Origin of the sequence: Mesorhizobium loti, from assembly GCA_014189435.1 — a bacterium.
GTDB lineage: Bacteria > Pseudomonadota > Alphaproteobacteria > Rhizobiales > Rhizobiaceae > Mesorhizobium > Mesorhizobium loti_G.
Window position 1 is genome coordinate 3,018,018 of sequence record CP050293.1, and the last position, 21,897, is coordinate 3,039,914.

At 61.2% G+C, this 21,897-nt stretch carries 23 protein-coding genes and 1 pseudogene; 13 read left to right on the forward strand and 11 right to left on the reverse strand.

Annotated features, from left to right (window positions below; all coding sequences use genetic code 11):
- The first annotated feature begins 46 nt into the window (after positions 1 to 46).
- The 7 genes from gpt to HB777_14815 all read left to right on the forward strand — a co-directional run bounded on the left by gpt (position 47) and on the right by HB777_14815 (position 7,747).
- Positions 47 to 547: a xanthine phosphoribosyltransferase gene (gene gpt, locus HB777_14785; protein ID QND65027.1), complete on the forward strand. Its 501-nt coding sequence runs from the start codon at positions 47 to 49 to the stop codon at positions 545 to 547.
- A 211-nt stretch (positions 548 to 758) separates the two neighbouring features.
- Positions 759 to 1,247 carry an NUDIX hydrolase gene (locus HB777_14790; protein QND65028.1) on the forward strand — a complete coding sequence of 163 codons (489 nt, stop codon included), beginning with the start codon at positions 759 to 761 and terminating at the stop codon, positions 1,245 to 1,247.
- Positions 1,248 to 1,375: 128 nt separating this feature from the next.
- Positions 1,376 to 1,687 carry a PilZ domain-containing protein gene (locus HB777_14795; protein ID QND68779.1) on the forward strand — a complete coding sequence of 104 codons (312 nt, stop codon included), beginning with the start codon at positions 1,376 to 1,378 and terminating at the stop codon, positions 1,685 to 1,687.
- Positions 1,688 to 2,358: 671 nt separating this feature from the next.
- Positions 2,359 to 6,141, forward strand: a complete 3,783-nt coding sequence (locus tag HB777_14800) for a vitamin B12-dependent ribonucleotide reductase (protein ID QND65029.1) — start codon at positions 2,359 to 2,361, stop codon at positions 6,139 to 6,141.
- A 285-nt stretch (positions 6,142 to 6,426) separates the two neighbouring features.
- On the forward strand, positions 6,427 to 6,591 hold the full coding sequence (locus tag HB777_14805; protein QND65030.1) for a hypothetical protein: 165 nt from the start codon (positions 6,427 to 6,429) through the stop codon (positions 6,589 to 6,591).
- A 236-nt stretch (positions 6,592 to 6,827) separates the two neighbouring features.
- On the forward strand, positions 6,828 to 7,088 hold the full coding sequence (locus HB777_14810; GenBank protein QND65031.1) for a helix-turn-helix domain-containing protein: 261 nt from the start codon (positions 6,828 to 6,830) through the stop codon (positions 7,086 to 7,088).
- A gap of 8 nt (positions 7,089 to 7,096) precedes the next feature.
- Positions 7,097 to 7,747, forward strand: a complete 651-nt coding sequence (locus tag HB777_14815) for a hypothetical protein (protein QND65032.1) — start codon at positions 7,097 to 7,099, stop codon at positions 7,745 to 7,747.
- A 91-nt stretch (positions 7,748 to 7,838) separates the two neighbouring features.
- On the opposite strand, the gene HB777_14820 is transcribed toward HB777_14815, so the two are convergent.
- Both HB777_14820 and HB777_14825 read right to left on the reverse strand, forming a co-directional pair.
- On the reverse strand, positions 7,839 to 8,459 hold the full coding sequence (locus HB777_14820; protein ID QND65033.1) for a hypothetical protein: 621 nt from the start codon (positions 8,457 to 8,459) through the stop codon (positions 7,839 to 7,841).
- Positions 8,452 to 8,973 (reverse strand): hypothetical protein, encoded by a 522-nt coding sequence (locus HB777_14825; protein ID QND65034.1) that lies wholly within the window; start codon positions 8,971 to 8,973, stop codon positions 8,452 to 8,454. The genes HB777_14820 and HB777_14825 overlap by 8 nt, the downstream gene beginning before the upstream one ends.
- Positions 8,974 to 9,143: 170 nt before the next feature.
- Between HB777_14825 and HB777_14830 the strand changes: the two genes are divergently transcribed.
- On the forward strand, positions 9,144 to 9,503 hold the full coding sequence (locus HB777_14830) for a hypothetical protein (protein QND65035.1): 360 nt from the start codon (positions 9,144 to 9,146) through the stop codon (positions 9,501 to 9,503).
- Positions 9,504 to 9,796: 293 nt separating this feature from the next.
- Here HB777_14830 and HB777_14835 read toward each other — a convergent pair.
- The 3 genes and pseudogenes from HB777_14835 to HB777_14845 all read right to left on the reverse strand — a co-directional run bounded on the left by HB777_14835 (position 9,797) and on the right by HB777_14845 (position 11,944).
- Positions 9,797 to 10,748, reverse strand: a pseudogene (locus tag HB777_14835) (DUF3592 domain-containing protein).
- Positions 10,749 to 11,125: 377 nt separating this feature from the next.
- Positions 11,126 to 11,734, reverse strand: coding sequence for a class I SAM-dependent methyltransferase (locus HB777_14840; protein QND65036.1), 609 nt, complete (start codon positions 11,732 to 11,734; stop codon positions 11,126 to 11,128).
- Between the two features lie 42 nt (positions 11,735 to 11,776).
- Positions 11,777 to 11,944 (reverse strand): hypothetical protein, encoded by a 168-nt coding sequence (locus HB777_14845; protein QND65037.1) that lies wholly within the window; start codon positions 11,942 to 11,944, stop codon positions 11,777 to 11,779.
- A 104-nt stretch (positions 11,945 to 12,048) separates the two neighbouring features.
- Here HB777_14845 and HB777_14850 point away from each other — a divergent pair, with 104 nt between their 5' ends.
- Positions 12,049 to 12,960, forward strand: coding sequence for a LysR family transcriptional regulator (locus tag HB777_14850; GenBank protein QND65038.1), 912 nt, complete (start codon positions 12,049 to 12,051; stop codon positions 12,958 to 12,960).
- 8 nt (positions 12,961 to 12,968) lie between these two features.
- Here HB777_14850 and HB777_14855 read toward each other — a convergent pair whose 3' ends face one another.
- Entirely contained in the window at positions 12,969 to 14,066 is a 1,098-nt protein-coding gene (locus HB777_14855) for a glycoside hydrolase family 25 protein (protein QND65039.1), read from the reverse strand.
- Positions 14,067 to 14,309: 243 nt separating this feature from the next.
- On the opposite strand from HB777_14855, the gene HB777_14860 reads away from it, so the two are divergent.
- Both HB777_14860 and HB777_14865 read left to right on the forward strand, forming a co-directional pair.
- Entirely contained in the window at positions 14,310 to 15,293 is a 984-nt protein-coding gene (locus HB777_14860) for a DUF1402 family protein (protein QND65040.1), read from the forward strand.
- A gap of 32 nt (positions 15,294 to 15,325) precedes the next feature.
- Positions 15,326 to 15,973 carry a DedA family protein gene (locus HB777_14865; GenBank protein ID QND65041.1) on the forward strand — a complete coding sequence of 216 codons (648 nt, stop codon included), beginning with the start codon at positions 15,326 to 15,328 and terminating at the stop codon, positions 15,971 to 15,973.
- Here HB777_14865 and HB777_14870 read toward each other — a convergent pair.
- Together HB777_14870 and HB777_14875 are read right to left on the reverse strand one after the other, a co-directional pair.
- Entirely contained in the window at positions 15,960 to 16,748 is a 789-nt protein-coding gene (locus HB777_14870) for a phosphodiester glycosidase family protein (protein ID QND65042.1), read from the reverse strand. The two genes, HB777_14865 and HB777_14870, sit on opposite strands and share 14 nt — an antisense overlap.
- Before the next feature lie 75 nt (positions 16,749 to 16,823).
- The gene (locus HB777_14875; protein ID QND65043.1) at positions 16,824 to 17,696 is read right to left on the reverse strand and encodes an undecaprenyl-diphosphate phosphatase; all 873 of its coding nucleotides are present in this window, start codon (positions 17,694 to 17,696) and stop codon (positions 16,824 to 16,826) included.
- A gap of 165 nt (positions 17,697 to 17,861) precedes the next feature.
- On the opposite strand from HB777_14875, the gene HB777_14880 reads away from it, so the two are divergent.
- Positions 17,862 to 18,767 (forward strand): hypothetical protein, encoded by a 906-nt coding sequence (locus tag HB777_14880; GenBank protein QND65044.1) that lies wholly within the window; start codon positions 17,862 to 17,864, stop codon positions 18,765 to 18,767.
- A gap of 5 nt (positions 18,768 to 18,772) precedes the next feature.
- On the opposite strand, the gene HB777_14885 is transcribed toward HB777_14880, so the two are convergent.
- Together HB777_14885 and HB777_14890 are read right to left on the reverse strand one after the other, a co-directional pair.
- Positions 18,773 to 18,985, reverse strand: a complete 213-nt coding sequence (locus HB777_14885) for a hypothetical protein (protein ID QND65045.1) — start codon at positions 18,983 to 18,985, stop codon at positions 18,773 to 18,775.
- 333 nt (positions 18,986 to 19,318) lie between these two features.
- Positions 19,319 to 19,717, reverse strand: a complete 399-nt coding sequence (locus tag HB777_14890; GenBank protein QND65046.1) for a GFA family protein — start codon at positions 19,715 to 19,717, stop codon at positions 19,319 to 19,321.
- A 117-nt stretch (positions 19,718 to 19,834) separates the two neighbouring features.
- Here HB777_14890 and HB777_14895 point away from each other — a divergent pair, with 117 nt between their 5' ends.
- Positions 19,835 to 20,863 (forward strand): isopenicillin N synthase family oxygenase, encoded by a 1,029-nt coding sequence (locus HB777_14895; GenBank protein QND65047.1) that lies wholly within the window; start codon positions 19,835 to 19,837, stop codon positions 20,861 to 20,863.
- Positions 20,864 to 20,915: 52 nt separating this feature from the next.
- On the opposite strand, the gene HB777_14900 is transcribed toward HB777_14895, so the two are convergent.
- A complete protein-coding gene (locus HB777_14900; protein QND65048.1) occupies positions 20,916 to 21,872 on the reverse strand; it encodes an alpha/beta hydrolase in 957 nt (318 codons plus the stop codon).
- Positions 21,873 to 21,897: the final 25 nt, after the last annotated feature.

The following is a 21,897-nucleotide window of genomic DNA, read 5'->3' on the forward strand; positions in this document are numbered from 1 at the left end:
CTTCAAATGTCCTCACGCGATCCTCGCGTGCTGCGGAGTGCGCGACATGTCCCTTCCCGAAAAAGCCTTTCCGGTCTCCTGGGACCAGTTCCATCGTGACGCCCGCGCGCTCGCCTGGCGGCTGGCCGGCGCCAACAAGGGACAGTGGAAAGCGATCGTCTGCATCACGCGAGGCGGGCTGGTCCCGGCGGCGATCATCTCGCGCGAACTCGGCATCCGCGTCATCGAGACGGTCTGTGTCGCCTCCTATCACGACTATACCAGCCAGGGGCAGTTGCAGGTCCTCAAAGAGATCACCCCTGCCCTGCTCGCCGAAGACGGCGCCGGCGTGCTGATCATCGACGACCTCACCGACACCGGCAAGACGGCGGGCATCGTGCGCGCGATGATGCCCAAGGCGCATTTCGCCACCGTCTACGCCAAGCCGAAAGGCCGGCCGCTGGTCGATACTTTCGTCACCGAAGTCAGCCAGGACACCTGGATCTATTTCCCGTGGGACATGGGCTTCACCTACCAGAAGCCGATCGCCGACGACCACGCTGGCTGATTCGCAACGAACCGCTTTTTTCCAGATAAGCCGCCACTGACGACAATATTTTGCTTTCGCGGATGGCTCCGCGGGGCAAGATATCCTGTGAAATCGACCTCTGTTGGCGCAAATCGGCAACCTGATCAAAGTTTTTACTTTTATTGCTCATAATTCGCCGTAAGATTCGTAAGACGGCAAACGATTCTGGAGGCTGGGGCTAGCTTCTCCGATGTTGACGAGGCCAACGACGCACAACCATCTGGTCGAAAGGGTCAGGCGACTCTTCGGCACCGCACCCTGTCGCCTGCAGGTTGCCGCCCTGCCCTGGCGCGATACCGGGAACGGCGTCGAAATCATGCTGATCACCAGCCGCGATACCGGCCGCTGGGTTTTGCCCAAGGGCTGGCCGGAGGCCAGGGAGCCGCTCTGCGAGGCCGCGGCGCGCGAAGCCGGCGAGGAAGCCGGGCTGCGCGGCAGTGTCTCTCATCTCGAAGCCGGCCGTTACTTCTACGCCAAGATGCTGGCTTCCGGCGAAGAAGTGCCCTGCGAGGTCCTGGTGTTCCCGCTGCACGTCGACAAGATCGCCGACCGCTGGAAGGAAAAGCACTCGCGCACCCGCAAATGGGTCAGTTCCAGCGAAGCGGTGCGCATGATCAACGAACCCGATCTTTGCCAGATCATCGCCTATTTCTGCGCCGACCCGCACAGCTTCCCCTGACGGGCGGCCACACCGCGCTCCTTGCAAACAGGGCTGGTTTGCAAACGCAAGACACATTGCCGCGCATCGACATGAATGCTTTGCTAAGGAATCGGGGGTACGATTCGGCAGTTTTGGTATTTTGGTCGATGGCGAACCCTGCAAATCCAAGTCTAAACGAATCCGACGAGCCCCAGCGCGAGCATCGTCCGCGCGTGCTCAAGGGCGGTTCAATCATCACCGGAATTTCGAATTCGGAAGTCGGTTGCACGCTGCGCAATCAGCACGTAGGTGGCGCCGAACTGAAAGTGCCGCTGGAAGCCCGGGTTCCCGATCACTTTCTTCTCTATGTGCCGCTCGACGGCGTTGCCTATCGGTGCGAAGTCCGCTGGCGGCGCAACGATCGCATCGGGGTACAGTTCACCAGCACCGAGCCAAAACCCCGGCTGCATTACGGCTGATCCTGCCAGGACACGGTGGTTGGCAAGCTCGCGCCTGGACCCACCCTTGACGACACTTTGGATCGTTGCCGCATCTGCGTTGCCAGCCAGCGACAAAATCGCGATCGCTGCACCGCATTCTATCCCCGTTATCCACATATGTGACACACAAGATGTTGGGGTCACAAAAGCTACGCAAACGAATCCTTGACGGCGCAAAACGAGTCGCCTTTTATAGGCCATGCGCTCCTGTTGAGAGTGCGACCGGAAAGTTCTGAGCCCGGTCTTTTTCCCGGATTATGTGCGTTTTTGCTCGCATTTCCGCCTGTTTACGAGGCCGGCGGAAGCGTTGGGATTGTGGGGCGGTTGGGGACGATAGGGACAATTGTCGGACTGGAATAAATTGTCTGTTAATACTATATTTAGTGTTTGCAGGTAGGTTCGACGCTAGATAGTGTGAATTTCCCTCGAACGAGGGAATCGGAAAAAAATCAGTTTTGAGGGACCTGCGGGGTTCGTCGGCGCGTTGGACAGGCACTTCGCAAGGAGTTTGACCAGCAGGGCCGGCGGAGACTGCAAAATGGAGAGCCGGCCGTTTTCGGACGCCGGCAGACGGCGGACATGCGCGTTTCGCATTGGGGGCAGAAATCCCTGGGGAAAAGCGCTATATATAGACAAAAGGGACCGGACCAATGCGCATCGAGCGTCGTTTCACCAAGCCAGGACAATCAGCCTATGCGGAGATCGAATTCCGCAAGGCGCTTTCGGAGATCAAGAATCCGGATGGTTCGGTGGTGTTCCGTCTCGATAACATCGACGTGCCGGCGCAGTTCTCCCAGGTCGCCGCCGATATCCTGGCGCAGAAGTATTTCCGCAAGGCCGGTGTCCCCGCGCGCCTGAAGAAGATCGAAGAGAACGACGTCCCCTCCTTCCTGTGGCGCTCCGTCGCCGATGAGGCCGAGCTTGCCAAGCTGCCCGAGGCCGAACGCTACGGCTCCGAGATCGATGCGCGTCAGGTCTTCGACCGGCTGGCCGGCACCTGGACCTATTGGGGCTGGAAGGGCGGCTACTTCAAGGCGTCGGAGGACGACGCGCGCGCCTTCCGTGACGAGCTTGCCTATATGCTGGCTACGCAGCGCGTGGCGCCGAACTCGCCGCAATGGTTCAACACCGGCCTGCATTGGGCTTATGGCATCGACGGCCCGAGCCAGGGCCACTTCTATGTCGACCCCTTCACCGGCAAGCTGACCAAGTCGAAGTCCTCCTACGAGCATCCGCAGCCGCATGCCTGCTTCATCCAGGGCGTGCAGGACGACCTCGTCAACGAGGGCGGCATCATGGACCTGTGGGTGCGTGAAGCGCGCCTGTTCAAATACGGCTCCGGCACCGGCTCCAACTTCTCGCTGCTGCGCGGCGAAGGCGAGAAGCTGTCGGGCGGCGGCCGCTCGTCCGGCCTGATGAGCTTCCTCAAGATCGGCGACCGCGCGGCGGGCGCCATCAAGTCGGGCGGCACGACGCGCCGCGCCGCCAAGATGGTCATTGTCGACGCCGACCATCCCGATATCGAGGAATTCATCGACTGGAAGGTCAATGAAGAGCAGAAGGTCGCCTCGCTGGTGACCGGCTCGAAGATCGTCAAGAAGCATCTCGAAGCGATCATGAAGGCCTGCGTCAACTGCGAAGGCAATGGCGACGACTGCTTCGACCCGGCCATCAACACCGCGCTGAAGCGCGAGATCAAGGCGGCCAAGAAGTCCGCCGTGCCGGAGAACTACATCTACCGCGTCATCCAGTTCGCCAAGCAGGGCTATTCGTCGATGTCGTTCAAGACCTACGACACCGACTGGGATTCGGATGCCTACCTGACCGTTTCGGGCCAGAACTCCAACAATTCGGTGTCGCTGAAGGACAATTTCCTGCGCGCCGTCGAGGACGATGCCGACTGGCACCTCACCGCCCGCAAGGACGGCAAGGTGCTGAAGACGCTGAAGGCCAGGGATCTCTGGGAAAAGATCGGCTACGCCGCCTGGGCTTCGGCCGATCCGGGCCTGCATTTCAACACGACGATGAATGACTGGCACACCTGCGCTTCCGCTGGTGCGATCCGGGCGTCCAACCCGTGCTCGGAATACATGTTCCTCGACGACACGGCCTGCAACCTGGCCTCGATCAATCTGCTGCCCTACCGCAATGCGGACGGCACCATCGACATCGCTGCCTATGAACACACCGTGCGGCTGTGGACCATCGTGCTCGAAATCTCGGTCATGATGGCGCAGTTCCCGTCGAAGGAGATCGCCAAGCAGTCCTACGAATACCGCACGCTCGGCCTCGGCTATGCCAATATCGGCGGCCTGCTGATGACGTCGGGCATTCCCTACGATTCCGACGAAGGCCGCGCGATCTGCGCCGCACTCACCGCCATCATGACCGGCATGGCCTATGCCACTTCAGCCGAGATGGCCGGCGAGCTCGGCGCCTTCGCCGATTACGATCGCAATGCGCAGAACATGCTGCGTGTCATGCGCAACCATCGCCGTGCCGCTTATGGCGAGAAGCAGGGGTATGAGAAGCTCGCCGTCAACCCGGTGCCGCTGGTCGCTTCCGACCTGAAGCAGCAGGACCTTGCCACCCATGCCAAGGCCGCCTGGGATCGTGCCATCGAGCTTGGCGAGGAGCATGGCTACCGCAATGCGCAGGCGACCGTGATCGCGCCGACCGGCACGATCGGCCTGGTCATGGATTGCGACACCACCGGCATCGAGCCCGATTTCGCCCTGGTGAAGTTCAAGAAGCTGGCCGGCGGCGGCTACTTCAAGATCATCAACCGCGCCGTGCCGGAAGCGCTGCGCACGCTCGGCTATTCCGAAGCCCAGATCGGCGAGATGGAGGCCTATGCGGTCGGCCACGGCAACCTCAACCAGGCGCCCGCCATCAACCCCGGCGCGCTCAAGGCCAAGGGTTTCACCGACGAGAAGATCGCGGCGCTCAATGCAGCCTTGAAGTCGGCCTTCGACATCAAGTTCGTCTTCAACCAGTGGACGCTCGGCGCCGACTGGGTGAAGGAGAATTTTGGCTTCACCGACGAGCAGCTCAACGATTTCTCGTTCGAAATCCTGCCGGCGCTGGGTTTTTCCAGGAAGGACATCGAGGCCGCCAACATCCATGTCTGCGGTGCCATGACGCTGGAAGGCGCACCCTTCCTCAAGGCCGAACACCTCGCCGTGTTCGACTGCGCCAGCCCGTGCGGCAAGATCGGCAAGCGCTCGCTGTCGATCAACAGCCACATCCAGATGATGGCGGCGGCACAGCCCTTCATCTCCGGCGCCATCTCGAAGACCATCAACATGCCCAACGATGCGACGGTGGAAGACGCCAAGGGCGCCTACATGCTGTCGTGGAAGCTGGCGCTGAAGGCCAACGCGCTCTACCGCGACGGCTCGAAGCTGTCGCAGCCGCTCAATTCCTCGCTGCTTGCCGATGGCGAGGACGATGAGGACGAAGCCCTCGAGCAGCTGATCGCCGCACCGGCGGCGGCGCGCGCTGCACAGATCACCGAGCGGATCGTCGAGCGCATCATCGAGCGCGTGTCGCGCGAGCAGGAAAAGCTGCCCGGCCGCCGCAAGGGCTACACCCAGAAGGCCAAGATCGGTGGCAACACCATCTTCCTGCGCACCGGCGAATATGACGATGGCCGTCTCGGCGAGATCTTCATCGACATGAACAAGGAAGGCGCGACGTTGCGTGGCCTTCTCAACAACTTCGCCATCGCCATTTCGCTGGGCCTGCAATATGGCGTGCCGCTCGACGAATATGTGCACGCCTTCACCTTCACCAAGTTCGAGCCAGCCGGCATGGTGCAAGGCAATGACGCCATCAAGAGCGCGACGTCGATCCTCGACTACGTGTTCCGCGAGCTGGCGATCTCCTATCTCGGTCGCAACGACCTCGCCCATGTCGACCAGTCGGACTTTTCCAACACCGCACTTGGCCGTGGCATCAGCGAGGGCAAGACGGATGCGGTCTCCAAGGGCCTGACCCGTGGCGCCTCGCCGGTGAAGCTGGTGTCGCGCGTCAGCGGCAACGATCCGAAAGGCTTTGCGGCTCCCTCGGGCGCCCCTGCCCGCTCGGCACCGACCGCCTTCTCCGGCTCCAACGTGCTGGCGCTGAAGCCCGCCAGCGACGAAGCGGTCGCCTACAAGCGCGACTATGAGGAGCGGGCGAAGGAACTGGCCGAGGACATCGCCTTCGAGGACGCGGCGGGTGTTGCTTCCGACGCCACGGCGGGATTGTTCACCGACGCCGCGGCCGTCGAGGCGGCCGAAGCCAAGAAACTCGCCAACGACCGCCGCGCCAGGTCACTGCTACAGGGCTACACCGGCAATTCCTGCTCCGAGTGCCAGAATTTCACGATGGTGCGGAATGGGACCTGTGAGAAGTGCGACACGTGTGGTTCGACGAGCGGGTGCAGCTGAGAAAATTCTGAGGCGCTAAAACGCAACATCATCGGCCCGGTCGTAAGATCGGGCCGGAATGGCAAACGGAACAAAAAGGGAAACTCATCTAAAACATTTAGATCGCGCACTTGCGCCAGAAGCACCAAAGCCGACCCAAGCTGGGCCGGCTTTGATACCGCGAATAAGCCGGAGCCCACGCGGGGCGACGAGATCGAAATCCCATCTCCTGTGCAAGGGTATCATATGGGGAGTCGGTTCTCGGAGTCGAGGTAGCTCAGGCAACTCCAGAAGAAAGATGTCTAAATGACCACCAACGAACGTAAGACTTTCGACATTGGACGAAGCTCGAAGAGCGGCCAATTCATTCCTGTGAAGGAAGCAGAGCGCCGTCCGAACACGACCACGGTCGAACGGGTCCCTAAGCCAGGCTATGGCGATACCAAGAACGAACCGCCACGCAAAAAGTGACGTTGCCGACTGAGGCCAACTAAAATCTGTCGGCCGCAACGCAGTGGCCGACAGACCACGGAAGGCGAGATAACCAAAAAGCAGGCCGCCACAACATGTTGTGTCACCCACAAAAAACAACCCACCATATTGATCTATCATGGACATTTTAGCGCTATTTAGTTATGTTGGTATCCGAATCGGCTGATTCGAATGAAGGGCTATCTCCGGGTATATCGACGCTAGGGAGTTCTTGGATGACGCCGCGTTATTTTGATGATCTAGGGTATGGGGCGGCGATAAAGCGCGCTCGCACAGAGAGGGGCCTTAGCTATAAAAACATAGCGAACGCCTTCAAAGTAAGCCTTGCCCTTGTGTCCTACGTTGAGCGTGGCGGTGAGCCTACGCCAGATTTTGTTGCAGCCGCGAAGTCCAAGCTCAAAGTTGATAGAGAGCGGTTTGGCTTGGCTGCATTGGGTCGCAGTATTCAGACGGTAGCGAATCAGAACGAAATTTGAGGCGCTCGATGGAAGCCGTTAGATTTTTTGGTCCTGATTTGAGTGACAGAACCATAAAAAAAGAGGCGGATCAACTGGCTTCAAGATGGAAATATGTTAATAAAGGCTCCGTTGAATCCGTAGATATTTTGGATTTGATTGAGTTTAAACTTGAATTATTCGCCCCCGGATTTTCTCTAGCGATAATTTCTTCAAACGACATGATGAAAATTCTAGGGGCCAGCTCCGACAAGGATATTTCGCTCGCGTTTACGTCACTTTCCGAAAAAATTATATATGTAACCGAAAATCTTTATGAAGACGCCTACAATGGTGACGGATGGGCGCGTATACTGCTTGCGCATGAATTGGGCCATGCGGTTCTTCATAGCGACTACTCGAATAGAACGGCGCACTTTAACTTCAAATATACGAATATAGCTCATTCAATAGATGAATTGCGGATACGCGGAATCCCATTGTATAGGGACCCCGAGCGACAGGCCGATATATTTGCAACATGCCTGATGGCACCCGACTATTTGATCGAGGGTTGCTCCAGCGCCTTAGTTCTAAGCAAAAAGGCAAAGATAGATATGTCGTCTGCTAGTACCCGTCTCAAATTTTTTAATGAAGAGAGGTTGGGACATAGACCTAGTTTCTCAATTCGTTTGCGATAGACTACCTTAATTACGCACCCGGCCCTTGCTACGGCGCACGACATGGATCCGAACCACAATCTCTGCCCGGATCAGCCTCAAATCCTGACGTCTACCCCGCCGGCAACACCTGCAGCGTCTGCTCGTCAAACAATGGCTCGTCCTGACCGATGCGGACGAACAGCACTTTCCGCCCCTCACCCGCAGGCACCTCGAAATACTGGATGCCGTCAGGCATTTCGCCCCAGTCGCCGCAGGGCGGCTCCGGAACCTCGTTGGGGTCGGCAAGCGCTTTCAACTCTTTCGCGTAGGCGGCATCCGGGCTGAATGTGTAGCGTTTGACGCCGGCGGGTACTGTGCCCTCGGTGTAAGGCGCCAGCACGCAGCGTGCACTGACGGCCTTATCGGTCTTTTCCAGGAACAGGCGCCGCAAGGCAGCCTCGGCGGTTTCGCCTGATATGATGTCGAAGACCTCGACAAGAGGATCGGCCGCGCCGCCATCGCTGTATTTGATGGCAAGCGCATTGCCGGTGAATTCGAAATGGATCTGGCGGAAGCCGAAGTCGCAGCGCTGCGCCCAGGCGGCCAGCCCGACATTTTTGTCCGTCAGCCTTTCCCACACGCATTTGTCGATGGGCGGGCGCGATGGCGCCGGCTCGTCCGCCACGGCGGCTATCGTCGCGGATGCAAGCAGGGCGCTGGCCCCGATAATCGATCTCATGGCGCTATTCATCGCTGCATCCTGTCAAGGTGAAAGCATCCCACGCCGAGCCGTCGGGATTGGCATTGGCGAAATCGACCCCTTCGGTGAAAGCCACGCCGAAATCGGGCAAAAGCAGCCCTTTCGGCGCGGGTGTCGCTTCGCGCGAATTCAGCTGCTCGGCGCCACCGCCGGTCAAGGCATAGACTTGGCCATCCCATATCCTGCACAGCCCGCTGCCGTCCTGCAGCCCCGCTTCGCGGTCATCGTCGGTGCAGGCGTGGCGGATGGTGCCGAGCGGGAATGAATTCTTGCCGTTGGTCCAGGTGATGTCGGCCGGCAGGCTTGTGCCGGTGTTGGGCACGGTCAGCGAAAACACCTGCGCCGTCAGTGCCGCCGGTTCGTTGGCGAGCGGGCGAAATTGCATGATCGCGCCCGAGCGCGGCTCCCGATAGGTGGCGTGGCTCAGCAGACAGTCTTTTGCGAAGGCCGCCTGCACCGGGCCGAGCAGGCCCAGGAAAACGAAGGCCAGTGTGCGCGTGATCATCAATGTCTCTGGGAAAGCGTTGCCTGGGGCCGCACAGTCGCATCATCCGCGCAAAAGCATAAGCGAAATCCGGAATGGGCCGCCTTATCCATATCCGGACGAAAACTTGCCCGCACAAATCCCAGCAATCTGTATGGTCGAGCGCAGTGGCAAGGGAGACGAAACCGGTGATGCGGCGTTTGGCAATGGCGATGGCAATGTCCGCATTCGCGGGCGGCATGGCACTGGCGGCGGCGCCCTATGTCGGGACGTGGTCCAGCGACAGGCTGAACTGCAGTGCGGCCGCCGACGTCCAGCGCCAGACTGTCTTCACCGTGGATCAGGCGTCGCTGTCGCTTCCCGAGCTCGGCTGCGAACACGCGACATTTCGCAAGACGGCTACCGGCTGGGTGGTGCGGGCAAGCCAATGCTACGGCTCTGACCTGTCGCTCGAGGAGCCGTTCACGCGTGTCATCCGTCTCGTCAGGCATGGCGCCACGCTGCGGTTCACCTGGCCTGGTTTCGACAGCGGACCCCTCGTCCGCTGCTGAAGGCGTCCAGCGCCTCAGAACAGCAGGGCGATCGCTTGTGGCGGAGACCACCAATTGTCGAAGTCGGCGCCGCCCCTCATCGCCCTGCCGGGCACTTCTCCCCGTATAGTGACGGGGAGAAGGGGGCCGGCCGCAACCTCGGCACCCATTCTGCAACGCTGGAGATTGGCGAAATCCGTCGCGAAAGCGTCCTTCTCCCCGTCACTATACGGGGAGAAGATGCCGGCAGGCAGATGAGGGGCGGCGCCAACGTCCGGAAAAGGTTGAGGTACGAACCTGAAGCGATTGCCCGCTCAGAACAGCCCGACCAGAAACGCCGCGCCGCCGAGAAAGCCAGCCGAACAGATCCACAGCAACCAGAGCCCGCGCACCCGGCATTCGAGCACCGCCGAGCCGGGGTTGGCGGGGTCATAGTGCACGTCGACCTTACTGCCTTCGACATACTGCCGTGCCTGACCGCTGACGAGGCCGGGCAATGAAGCCGTCACGGTGGCGCCGAAGGTGACACGATCGGCGCTGTAGTGCTGGCCGGCGACGCCATAGGAGTAGACGATGCGGGATTTGAAAACGGTGCGCCAGCGTCGATAGCCTGAATGGCTTCGCAGCGCCTGCAGGCCCGAGGAATCGATGCGGCCGGCAGTTACCGGCCATCTTGCCGCCTGCTCGGCCAACGATTTCTGGGCGAAACCCATGCGCAGGATGAACAGGCCCATGAACAGCAGCAGCGCTCCCGCGCCGAGGTTCTGCGGCTTGGGCAGATGCGGCCCGATCGCCTCCAGGACACCGCCGACGGAAAACACCAGCACCAGCGCGCCGACCACCAGTCCGGCCGAAAGCTGGACCATGAACTTGAAGGCGCCTTCGGGCATGGTGCGCTCGATCACGGCTTTGCTCGGATCGGCCGGATTGTAGAAGACAGTCACCTCCGCGCCGCGGGGGAAACTGCGCAAGGGTCTCCTTGACTTCGAAATTCCCCAAATTCTCCTTCACGCTGTAGCGCGAGCTTTGAAATTTCTTGCCGCCGACCTTGTATTCAAAGGTGATCGCCGGAAAATTGCGCATTTCGGTGGTGTCAGTGCTGTCCGAGCCAACGCCCGAGCGCCTCACTTCACGGGCTTCGACGCGCGAGGAGATGATCCTTCCCGGCGCCGGCAGCCAGCGGCTGAGTGCCTTCACCTCTCGCCATTTCAGGAAGGTGATGAGCGACAACATGCCGGCGACCACGCAGGCAAAGCCGACAAGCATAATCTTGAGTTCCAACTCGTCTCCCCCCAGGAGTGCAGGAGCCTGCACATAGACAGCAAGGCGACGGCAATGTCTTGTATTTTCGAGAAAGCCGCCTCTCCAGAAAGGAAAAGACTGTCTTCCGTTGATCCAGATCAACGCACACGCACCGCTCATGCTGTCTCCTCGACACTGATCGAAGGGAGAACGAGCGTGTCGACTTACGACCTCATGGTTATCACCGCAGTGCTATTCTGTTTCGGATCATTCTCCGCAGTCCTGGCCTATGCCACCCTCGATGAATCGCGTCGCCGGCCACGCAGATAAGGTTGGCATATGGGGCGACTGTTCATCGCGGACAGAGGCGAGCAGTGCAAACAACAACAGCCCACGCCGCGTCATGCAGGCTTCACGGCCAGGAACGTGTTCCATTCTTCGCTATTGCGGCCGACGTTGAAATCGTCCCTGATGAGAACCAGCCCGGCGCTTTCGAGACGGGCCGCGAAGTCGTCCCTGCGCCAATACACCGTATGATATTCACCCGATGTCTCGCCGTCGCCATTGCGCATCGAGACGAGGAAGACGCCGCCCGGCCGCAGCGACCCGGCTATCTTGGCAAGCACCTGGTCGGTCTGGTCGCGCGGCACATGGATCAACACGCACAGGGCCAGGACCGCGTCGTAGGGGCCGCCGAGATCATCGGTGATGAGATCGAGAAGCTCGCCATGCTTGCCACGCGCGGCCTGCAGCTCCAGAAACCGCTTGGTCGCGTCGGTGCGCCGAACCTTGACGCCCAAATTCTCCAGAAAGTCCGCGTCGTATCCAGGCCCCGACCCGACTTCCAGAATCCGGCCGCCCGTGCCGGCGATCGCCACAAGGCGCTTTAGCGATGCCTGCTCCCTTTCGTTGGGAACATGCCTCACGATGGCGTCATACTGTTCCGCATAATCCTCGTAAGCGCTGATCGTTTGACGGCTCTTCGCCAGATCCTCCGATGACACGCTCATCTTTCCCTCCCTTGCATTCTACGTCGGTCAAAGAGACTTGCCTCAGCGGATGCTGCCGTTGGGAACATGTCCGTCGAGCACGCCGATATCGCGCAGGAAATGGTCCGAAAGGGAACGGTGATCGAGCAGGCGGCGCGAGCGGGGCCTGAACGGAGCGATGAAGAGATCGAGCGTCGGGCGACGAAGCGTGTTGTAGAGGGTCGTGGTCATTGCCGTGTCCTTCCGGGTTCGAGTTGATGAACAGAGCATGCCTGTTTCCGGCCTTGGATTCCAATCGAACGTCGCGTAGCATGCATCAGGAGGATTGATGCATCATGAGTTGGGAGCTGCCGCCGCTAGGCGCTATCAGGGTCTTTGAAGCCGCGGCACGACTGGGCAGTTTCACCAAGGCCGCCGAAGAACTCGGCATGACCCAGTCTGCCGCCAGCTATCAGATCAAGGTGCTGGAAGAACGCGCCGGAACACCGCTTTTCATAAGAAAAACAAGGCAGATCGCCCTGACCGAGGCCGGGCAGCAATTGGCGCCGCACGCAACGGGCGCGTTCTCGGCCCTGGCGGATGCGTGGGTCGCCACCAAGGGTGGGGCGACCGGCGTGCTTTCCGTCACGACCATGGAAACATTCGCAACGAACTGGCTGGCCGTATGGCTCGGTACATTCCAGCTGATGCATCCCGATCTTGCCGTGAAAGTGAATACATCGGCCCGGCTGGTCGATTTCACGCGCGAGGACATGGATATCGGGATCAGAACCGGCACCGGAAAATGGCCCGGCCTGACAGCGCATTATCTGTTCAAGGCGGACTACACGCCGATGCTCAGCCCCAAGCTGGCCGAGAGCGTGGGCGGTATTCGCCACCCCGAGGATCTCTACAACGTAGCGCTGTGCTGTGCGACAGATCCCTGGTGGAAAATCTGGTTCGAAGCAGCCGGCGTGCCCTTCGATCCCGATCGCGTCATCGCGGGTCCAATGCTAGGTTCGCAGGCTTACGATGCGATGGCGGCACTGACCGATCAGGGCGCTGCGATCCTCACCCGCAACATCTACAGCGCGCTTCTGGCAAAGGGCCAGTTGATACAGCCATTCGAAGTCCTCGGCTCCGACGGCGACGGCTATTGGCTGGTGCATCTGGAAAGCCGCCGCAACACGCCGAAGATCAAGGTGTTCCGAGACTGGGTGCTGGCCCAGACGGCGGACATCAGGGAGAGCGAAGTACGCCGGACCTGACGGCTGTCTCAGTCGGCGTCGGCCACGGTCTGCCGTCCGCCAGCCCAGGCGCGCCATTGCCGTTCGTCGCCATGGAAGACGTTGAGGTCGATGCGGCCGGTGACGCCATGCGACAGGCCGGAGCCGGAATACTGCCAGAACAGCCATTTGCGGTCGGGGTAGACCTTCGACGGATGCCGCGCGACTGCCCGCAGCCAGAACGGATAATCGAGGAAGGCGCCGCGCAGATTGTCGCGGTAGAAATCGGGCGCGGTGTAGATGATGGGCCGCTGGCCGTAGTAGCGCTCCAGCCTGTCCATGAACACCTGCATCTTCTCCAGCACCTTTTCGCGCGACGGCCGCCGCTTGCAACTGGACTCGCCATTCCACTCGACGTCGATGACCGGCGGCAGCGCGCCTTCTACCCTGGGCACGTTGCGGATGAACCAGTCGGCCTGCTCACCGGCCGTGCGGCACCAGTAGAAGAAATGGTAGGCGCCACGCTTCAGGCCGGCAGTGTCGGCATTGCGCCAGTTCTTCATGAACATCGGATCGAGATGGTCGCCGCCGTCGGTCGCCTTGATGTAGGCGAAGTTGGCGCCCTGAGCGCGCAATTTGTCCCAGTTGACGTTGCCTTGCCAGCGCGAGACGTCGACGCCGTGCACGGCAAGGTGGCGGGGTGAAGCCTTGCCGAAATTGATCGGCTTGGCATCGCGAAAACCGTAACGGGTGAGCGGCCCGGCAAGCATGGCCGGTGCCGCGCGGGTCAACAGCTTGGGCGGCGACACCAAGGCTGCCGGCTCGACCGGCAGCCCGCCGACATCAGGCACTTGGGGATCAGGCACATCGGGCGCGGCAAACACCCCCGTCTCTTCCTCCTCCGCCAAGCCGAACGGGCGCGTTCTTTCCGCCGGACCGTTGTCAGACATGGGAGCCAATTCGGCCCTTGCCGCCCTGTTACCCCTTGCCGCCGGAGCAGCGGTGATCGGCGCCGGCGGCCGTATCACGGAACTGGTGGTCTCGTTGGACGGTTTCTGCAAATCCAGCGCGTCGACGCCGGCCGTTGACGAGCAGCCGGCAAGGCATAGCGATGCGATCAAAAAACTGACGACGCCCGGAATCCGCATCTGGACCTGTACTCAAAACACAACAGACCGAGGGCAAAACGACAGCCAACGGACAAACCGGATCAGTTATGAACGAGAAATTACCAATAAAGTTTGAATCAAGTTTTTTTCGTGCATGCGGAACACCGAAATCCGGTCGCCGGCGCCAACCGCCAGGCCGGCCTTGACAGTGCCACGATGTCTCTGTTGAGACGACAGGTGCCTCCCCGCCCTTTCCGCCGACACATCCCCGAAGGCATCCTGATGACTGCATTGCAGCGACTGTTTTTCGCCCTCCTGCTCGCGACCGTCCCCTGTGGCGAGGCGCTTGCGGCCCAGGGCGCGCGTGCTGGCGCACTCATTGTCGTGCCTCCAGGCAATCGATCAGAGACGCAGCCAGAAATCCCGGATGCCTCGGCAACGCGAACGCGCGCGTTCAAGACCACCTATGAGGAAAAATACGAGAAGATCATCGCGCTTTTGAAGCGCGAGAAGACGCTGGTGGCGCGCATCAAGGAAGTGGCGGCGGCCTATGATATCGATCCGGTTCACATCGTCGGCGCGCTGGTCGGCGAACACACCTACAATGTGACCGCCGTCGGCTCGGTGCAGACCTATTATGTCAAGGCGCTGTCCTATTCCGGCCTCGACTTTGCCTTCCGCTACAAGGGCATGCCGGTGCAGACCTTCGTCGAGCGGCCGGAATTCGAGCCTTGCGCGCAAGCCAAGGGCAGTGCCGCCTTGTGGAGCTGCCGCGACGATATCTGGATCCGGCATTTTCGCGGCAAGACGGTCGATGGCGTCGCTTTTCCCGCGATGACCTTCCAGCAGGCCTTCTTCCAACCCTTCTTCGCCGGCCAGACATTCGGGCTCGGGCAGATCAGTCCGCTGACAGCGCTTGAGGTCACCGATCTCGTCAACAAGGTGAGCGGCTATGACAGGCTGACGCCCGACCACCCGCAGGCGATCTATCGCGACGTCATGGATCCCGACCGCAGCATCGTCTACATCGCGGCCATCGTGCGGGACGCCATCGATGCCTACAAGGAACAGGGCTTCGATATTTCCGGCAATCCGGGCATCACGGCGACGCTCTACAATGTCGGCCAGCCCAGGCGCAGGGCCGCCGAACTGCGCGCGGCCGCAGGAAGCGGCAAAGGCCGCAAGCTGCCGGTCGAGAATTACTATGGCTGGCTCGTCAACGACAAACTGGATGAGCTCAAGAGCCTGCTCGACAGCGGCAGCTGAGAAACGGCAATCTGTCTTGCCCCGGAGCCGGCGTGCAATCGTTCATCGATCAAAGTGTATGTTTCATCGAGACCCATCAGGCCTGGGCCGGCGCCGTGGTCGGGCTGCTGGCGTTCGGTGAATCGCTGATCCTGATCGGCATCCTGCTGCCGGGCACCACCGTTCTGGTGATCGTCGGCGGCCTGGTCGGAGCCGGAATCATCGAGCCGCTGCCCGTTCTGCTGGCCGCGATGATCGGAGCGGCGCTGGGCGACACCATCTCCTATTTTCTCGGCATATGGCTTGGGCGCGGCGTCGTCCACAAATGGCCACTCAACCGCTTTCGCCGCGAAATCGCCAAAGCGCGCCTGTTCTTCCGGCGCTACGGCTTCGCCGCGATTTTTCTCGGGCGCTTCTTCGGCCCGCTGCGCGCTACCGTGCCGCTGGTCGCCGGCATGATGGGCATGAACCGGCGGCGTTTCCAGATCGCCAATGTTCTGTCGGCAATCCTGTGGGCGCCGGCCGTGCTGTCGCCGGGATGGCTGGTGGCCAAGGGGGCCGACCGCTTCGCCGAGCTCGGCGCATCGAGCCTGTTCGGCCTGGCGGCGATCGCAGCCATTGTAGCAGCCGCCATCGCGGCGATCGTCGTCAAAGTCTTCTATCGCAGCGACAAGCGCGTTGGAAAAGCTAGGGCTTCCTGAAGACGCCGATCATCGGCCCCAGATTCCAGTAGTCGTCATTGCGGCCGATGGCAGGCGCAAACAGGCTTGATATCGTGCCGTCGAGGAACAGCGCATTGTCGCAGCCGAGCGCGTCGCGGAAAAGCCGGGCGAAGGCATGGAAGGTGACCGTGCCGTTCGAAATCGCAAACACCGCGACGCCGTCCTTTCGCACTCCGACACCGTCGCGGGTTTTTCGCGAGGTGCCGTCAGCCTGGAATTTCGGATGCAGCTTGCCGTCGATCACCAGCATCGGCCCGGATTGCGTCGCATAGTCGACGCTCGGACGCCTTTTCACAAAATCCTTGGTGGCGCGGACCGCGGCCTTGCCGTCGCGCATGTAGAAAATGCCGTTCGGCTGCAGCGAAAAATTGCCGCTTCCCGATCCCGTCTTCACCGATGCCATTTCCTGGCCATGCTCGACATAGAGACCGACCGGCGCGAGGTTCGGGTGATACATGCCGGCATTGATGCCGAATAGCATGGTGCGCCCGGCCGCCTGTTGCGAGACATGGAGATTGTGCAGCGACTGAAACGGCTTGCCGGCCGGATCCTTCCAGAACAGCTCGACCTGATATCGTTTCGGATCAACCTCGCACACGAGATAGCTGGTCGCCTCGAAGGCGAAGTCCCGGCATGGCGGCAGCGAAGCGACCCACTGGCCAAACCCCATGCCAAATGCCGCCACCGACGGCAACGCACCCTTGGCCAGCGCCAGCAGCAATGGCAGTGATTGCAGGAGGGTCAAGAAGTCCATGCGCGTACCGGAGAATCGAAAAGGTCCGGTACGGATATAGCCCGTTTCAAGCGATACTGTGGAAGGCTCAGGCGCTTAGACAAGCCATCCCATGGCGACGCTCAACAACAAAACGATGCCGAGTACGCCACGATAGATGACGAATGGCCAGGCCGAAAAACGCTCAAGCACGCGCATCAACCCCCATATGGCGAAGAAGGCGGAGATTGATGCGACGACAAGCCCGACGGCGAGGACCGACCAGCCATGGGCGTCGAGATGGACCTTGTGCAGTTCCCAGAGTTCCTTGAGACCGGCGAGTGCGATCGCCGGCAGCCCGAGCAGGAACGAGAAGCGCGCCGCTTCGGCCCGCTTGAAGCCGAGCCCCAGCGCTGCGGTCAGGGTTGAGCCCGAGCGCGAGACGCCGGGGATAAGCGCGCCGATCTGGGCGATACCGACAAGCAGCGCGTCAATCAGCGAGGCTTCGCCCATGCTGCGCCGGTGGCGTGCAAAAATCTCGGCCAGCGCCAGCAGGATGGCCATGACGATGCAGGCCCAGCCGATCACCGTCAGGCTGCGCAGCGGCGAATTGCAGGCGTTGAGCACGCCCGACAGGGCAACGCCGGCGATGACGATCGGGATCGTCGCCAATATGATCCAGAGCGCCAGCCGGAAATGCCGGTCAGCGAAATCGCGTCGCGCCAGGGCGTCGAGCGAACCAAACAGGATATCCCTGACGTCACTCCAGAAATAGCTGACCACCGCGGCAAGGGCCGCGAGCTGCATGGCGGCGGAGAAGGCGGAGCCGGGATCCTGCCAGCCGAGCACGGCCGGCACGATGCGCATATGCGCGGTCGAGGAAATCGGCAGCAATTCGGTGATGCCTTGCACCACGCCGAGGAACGCCACCTTGGCGAATCCCAAGCCGACGAAGCCGGTGTCGACGCCTTGGGTGCAGATGTCTGCCATGTCGAGCCTTTCTGTTGAACAATCGTAGGGGGCGATCCCTGCCGAGCAATAGTCTGGCGATCCCCTGAATCCAATTTACGGATTTGTAAGGCGCCGCTTGACAAGCCGCGCCTTCATATTAAGATTCGCTAATCTTACACTGTAAGGCAATGACGGAGGAGAGCCATGCAGACCGCCCTGTCAGAATTGCAGCCCCTGCCCGAACCGTACCCGCCTGGCATCGCCATCGAAGATGTCTCTCGCGACCTCAGCCGTATTATCGAGCACGCAGAGGTGAATGCCTGGCTGGACCTCTATGCCGCCGCGCCTGCCGATTTCGCCGCAAGTCAAGGCCTTTCGATAGCGGAAGAAGGCGGCCTCGCCTGGACCACCTGCACGACGATCCCGTTCGTCCATTTCAACTGCGTGAAGAATTTCGGAGTCGACAGCCCGGCCACCGAAAGCCAGCTCGACGCGCTGCTGTCGCACTACCGCGCCGCCGGCATTTCGCGGCCATGGTTCTATGTCAATCCGCACACTGAACCATCGCGCCTCAGATGCTGGCTCGAGGCGCGCGGCCTGCAGCGCCAGGGCGGTTGGGAGCGGATTTATCGCGGGGCGGAACCGCTGCCGTCCGAGCCGCTCTTCATGGCTGACGGGGTTTCAGTCGAATGTGTAACGAAGGCATTGGCAAGCGAATGGGCCGGCTTCATCGACAGAAGCTACCGGCTGCCCACCTCACCCTGGCTGATGGCTCTGGTCGGCCGGGAGGGCTGGCATCACTACATGGCCAAGCGGGACGGCGCGGTGGTGGCGGTGCGCTCGCTGTTCATCGGCCCCGACGGCGCGGCCTGGAGCGGCATCGAAGCGCCGGTGCCCGGCATCATGGCGCCGAGCTTCGATCTCGACGCGGTGCTGGGAGAAGCGCTGGTGCGCGACGGGATTGCGGCCGGCGCGAAACTGTTCGTCGCCGACATCGAGGCGCCGCACGAGGAACGCGACGGCCCGGCCTATCGCAACTACGCACGCATGGGCTTCAGAATCGCCTATTTCCGCAGCCATTACAGCTATTTGCCGGCCAGCTCCAACTGACCGCGCTAACTAAGCAGCCATTGCTGGAAACAGCTCCTGGACACCATATGGGCCGGCGGAACGACCGGCTGATCGGAGCGTGCGCTATCGGGCGCAGGATTGCGAGCCCGTTCGAGCAGCATGCGCACCTGTTCGGGGCGCACACGAGCGCGCTCCATCACAAGCAGGACCATCGGATCGCTCAAAAGCTCGTCCAGGGTGCTGATGCTGTCGTTCATCCGTCGTCTCCTCGAATGCCGTACCCGCGACCCTTAAATAGGGAGACAAAGATGGCCCGCCAATGACGCTTTGCCGGCTATCTCGTGTTGATTTGGATTAAATTTTGGTCAGGGTGAAAAGCGGTCCGCGCAGCGGACGAAAAGCCAATTGCTTGGCTTTTCGAGCTTCGAACGCCCTGAGCCTGCGAAGGGCCGGGCGGTGGACGATCCGCCCAGCCGGGTCCCCGCTGCTTCGCTGCGTCCCGGCGTTCGCGTGCCTTTCATCGTGCCACCGGCACGATCAATTCGCTTACGCGAACCGGCTGCTCACCCCACAAGGAGAGAAGGGAAGGCCTAGCCTGGCGGCGGGGCGCCTTCGTGCTGCGGAAGGCCGTCATCGAGCACCAGCCAGGGCTGCTTCGAGGCCGTGAAAATATGCATTTGCGGCTTGAAAACCGTGGGGTCGTCGAGCGAGCCGGTGGTGATGCCGATAATCCCGGCGGAATCGCGCCGGGAGAACATCGTCGTGCCGCAACTCGGGCAAAAGCCGCGCTTGAGGTCCGGCGAGGAGTTTATCGTCGCCACTGGCCCATCGACCGTCACGTCGTCGATGCGAAACAACACGCGTGCGTTGAAGGCGGCACCGATCGCCTTCTGGCACACCCGGCAGTGGCAGATGCGTTCGTTGATGGGGCCTGCGTCCGCGCGGTAGCGCACCGCCTTGCACAGGCATCCGCCCTCATATCTTGCCATCACGGGGATCCATTGGTGGAGAGAATAAGCGGCAAGGTAGCGGCGGGGCCAATTGGGTCAATTGAAAAGCTTTGATACAACGTCATCGATTATGGTGATGCGGGTGGAACTGAGGCCATGACGGCGGACATCGAAACCATCGGCATTGCGGACCTGTTTGGACCGCCCTCGCCGGCTCGCGACCGTACCGACGCCAGGATCATGGCGGCTGCCTCGGGGATCGGCTTCATGGCGGTCCGGGACTTTCCCGGTGATGATTGGCTGACGCCGGACAAACGCGCACAAGTGCTGCGCATTTTCGCGCTTGCCGACGCCGAGAAGCAGAAACTGCTGCGCTGGAATTTCGACCGGACGAAGAAGAATGTCTATCGCGGCTGGTTCCCGCTGCAGCCGACAGCTGTTTCCTACAAGGAAGGCATCGATATGGGACCGGATCTCGCCCATGCGGCTGATGCCCCGGCGTCCGACGATCCGCTGTGCGAGCCGACACCCTTGCCGGCCGAAGACGCCTTGCCCGGCTGGCGCGGTTCGGCAGCCGATTACTATCGCGCGATAGAGACCGTGGGTAACGCGCTGATGCGCTCGATCGCCCGCGGGCTTGGGCTGCCGGAAACCATCTTCGATGCCTATTTCGAAGGCGGCATCTCGACGCTGCGGCTGATCCGCTATCCCCTGCGTGACGCCAATGCCGGGGTCGACACCAGCGGCCCGGAATTTTCGGTTGTCCACAAGGGCGAGACCCGCACCATCATCGGCCGCGAGCATGCCGATTCCGGCTTCGTCACCTTGCTGGCGCAAGACGGCGTCGAGGGCTTGCAGGCAAAGACCCTCGCCGGCGAATGGATCGACGTACCGCCGGCCAACGGCACGCTGGCGGTGAATTTTGGCCAGTTGCTGGAGCGTTGGACCGGCGGGCGCGTCCGGGCGACGCGGCACCGGGTGATCGCGCCGAAGACGGCGCGCTTCTCGATCCCGTTCTTCTACGAACCGCGCGTCGACGCAGAGATCGCGCCGTTGCCGCTGGTGGGCGCTGAACCCTTCGAGCCGTTTCTCTATGGCGACTATCTCTGGGAGGCGGCGACGAATTTCGTCGAGATGAGCGGCATCAAGCATCTCAGGCAGCCGCGCCGCGCCAGACTTTCATAGACCAAACCATCGGCCGTCTCCTCTGAGATGGCCGATGGCAATAGGTAGCCGGCTATTTCGTTTCGCTGACGACCTCGTCCCAGGTCTTCACCTTGGTCTCGCCATTGAGGAACGGCAGCGCCGCCGCGGTCAGTTCCGGGGCGAAGAAGGTGTCATAGTGGGTGCGGTTGGGCAGGATCGCCAGGCGGTTCCGCGACTGGTTCTCGCGCATCCAGCCAGCGTCCTTCAGCCCGCCGCCGAGCATCTGGTAGAACTTGATCTCGTGCTCGGGCTTGTACATGTCGCTGTCGCCATAGACCAGCATGACCGGCATCTTCAGCTTGGCGACGTCGGCGGAGTAATCGCGGTTCTGACGCATGAAGTTGCCCAGCGTATCGAGCAGCTTCGGAAAATCTTCGGGATGCGGTGCCACCGCGACGTAGGATTTGTACATCGGCGTGTCCTTCATGAACTCGGCCGCGGCCGCGCTCACCTGCGCCCGCTGCGAGCGCATCTCGTCGTAGAACCCGTCCGTGGCGTAGCCGGTCGATACCAGGACGAGGCGACGCACCACCTCGGGATGCTGCACCGCGATGCGGAAAGCGACGCCGCCGCCCAGCGAATAGCCCATGACGTCGACCTTGTCGTAGCCGAGCGCCTTGACGATATCGGCCATGTCATCGCCAATCGCCTCCACGCTGAATGGGCGGTCGCCAAGGGCCGTGCGGCCATGACCCTGCAGGTCGACGCCGATGACGGTACGGTTTTCGGCAAGCTTGGGCAGGATCGGCGCGAACATGTCCGTGGTGCCAAGACCGCCATGCAGCAGAAGCAGCGGTTCGCCCTTGCCGTAGATGGCGTAATAGTAATTCAGGCCGTTGATCGGCAGCAGGCCGGACTTTTCCGGCTTCGGCAATGCGTTCGTTGCGGTCGTCATGGCTGGTTTCGTCTCCTCTGCATTGGTGGTGCCCGGGCAGCCAACAAGCGCTGCGACCGAAGCAAAAATGGCGAAAAACAAGGTTTTGGACATATCGATCTCCTCTCCTGCCGATATC

Excerpts from the sequence above, each read along its gene's own strand:
- HB777_14805 (QND65030.1), top strand. The coding sequence starts at position 6,427 with ATGACCACCAACGAACGTAAGACTTTCGACATTGGACGAAGCTCGAAG.
- HB777_14825 (QND65034.1), bottom strand. The coding sequence starts at position 8,973 with ATGATCACGCGCACACTGGCCTTCGTTTTCCTGGGCCTGCTCGGCCCG.
- HB777_14890 (QND65046.1), bottom strand. The coding sequence starts at position 19,717 with ATGGCAAGATATGAGGGCGGATGCCTGTGCAAGGCGGTGCGCTACCGC.
- HB777_14880 (QND65044.1), top strand. The coding sequence starts at position 17,862 with ATGCAGACCGCCCTGTCAGAATTGCAGCCCCTGCCCGAACCGTACCCG.
- HB777_14860 (QND65040.1), top strand. The coding sequence starts at position 14,310 with ATGACTGCATTGCAGCGACTGTTTTTCGCCCTCCTGCTCGCGACCGTC.
- HB777_14870 (QND65042.1), bottom strand. The coding sequence starts at position 16,748 with ATGGACTTCTTGACCCTCCTGCAATCACTGCCATTGCTGCTGGCGCTG.
- HB777_14830 (QND65035.1), top strand. The coding sequence starts at position 9,144 with ATGCGGCGTTTGGCAATGGCGATGGCAATGTCCGCATTCGCGGGCGGC.
- HB777_14790 (QND65028.1), top strand. The coding sequence starts at position 759 with ATGTTGACGAGGCCAACGACGCACAACCATCTGGTCGAAAGGGTCAGG.
- HB777_14795 (QND68779.1), top strand. The coding sequence starts at position 1,376 with ATGGCGAACCCTGCAAATCCAAGTCTAAACGAATCCGACGAGCCCCAG.
- HB777_14820 (QND65033.1), bottom strand. The coding sequence starts at position 8,459 with ATGAATAGCGCCATGAGATCGATTATCGGGGCCAGCGCCCTGCTTGCA.
- gpt (QND65027.1), top strand. The coding sequence starts at position 47 with ATGTCCCTTCCCGAAAAAGCCTTTCCGGTCTCCTGGGACCAGTTCCAT.
- HB777_14895 (QND65047.1), top strand. The coding sequence starts at position 19,835 with ATGACGGCGGACATCGAAACCATCGGCATTGCGGACCTGTTTGGACCG.
- HB777_14815 (QND65032.1), top strand. The coding sequence starts at position 7,097 with ATGGAAGCCGTTAGATTTTTTGGTCCTGATTTGAGTGACAGAACCATA.
- HB777_14850 (QND65038.1), top strand. The coding sequence starts at position 12,049 with ATGAGTTGGGAGCTGCCGCCGCTAGGCGCTATCAGGGTCTTTGAAGCC.
- HB777_14900 (QND65048.1), bottom strand. The coding sequence starts at position 21,872 with ATGTCCAAAACCTTGTTTTTCGCCATTTTTGCTTCGGTCGCAGCGCTT.
- HB777_14885 (QND65045.1), bottom strand. The coding sequence starts at position 18,985 with ATGAACGACAGCATCAGCACCCTGGACGAGCTTTTGAGCGATCCGATG.
- HB777_14840 (QND65036.1), bottom strand. The coding sequence starts at position 11,734 with ATGAGCGTGTCATCGGAGGATCTGGCGAAGAGCCGTCAAACGATCAGC.
- HB777_14800 (QND65029.1), top strand. The coding sequence starts at position 2,359 with ATGCGCATCGAGCGTCGTTTCACCAAGCCAGGACAATCAGCCTATGCG.
- HB777_14875 (QND65043.1), bottom strand. The coding sequence starts at position 17,696 with ATGGCAGACATCTGCACCCAAGGCGTCGACACCGGCTTCGTCGGCTTG.
- HB777_14855 (QND65039.1), bottom strand. The coding sequence starts at position 14,066 with ATGCGGATTCCGGGCGTCGTCAGTTTTTTGATCGCATCGCTATGCCTT.
- HB777_14845 (QND65037.1), bottom strand. The coding sequence starts at position 11,944 with ATGACCACGACCCTCTACAACACGCTTCGTCGCCCGACGCTCGATCTC.
- HB777_14810 (QND65031.1), top strand. The coding sequence starts at position 6,828 with ATGACGCCGCGTTATTTTGATGATCTAGGGTATGGGGCGGCGATAAAG.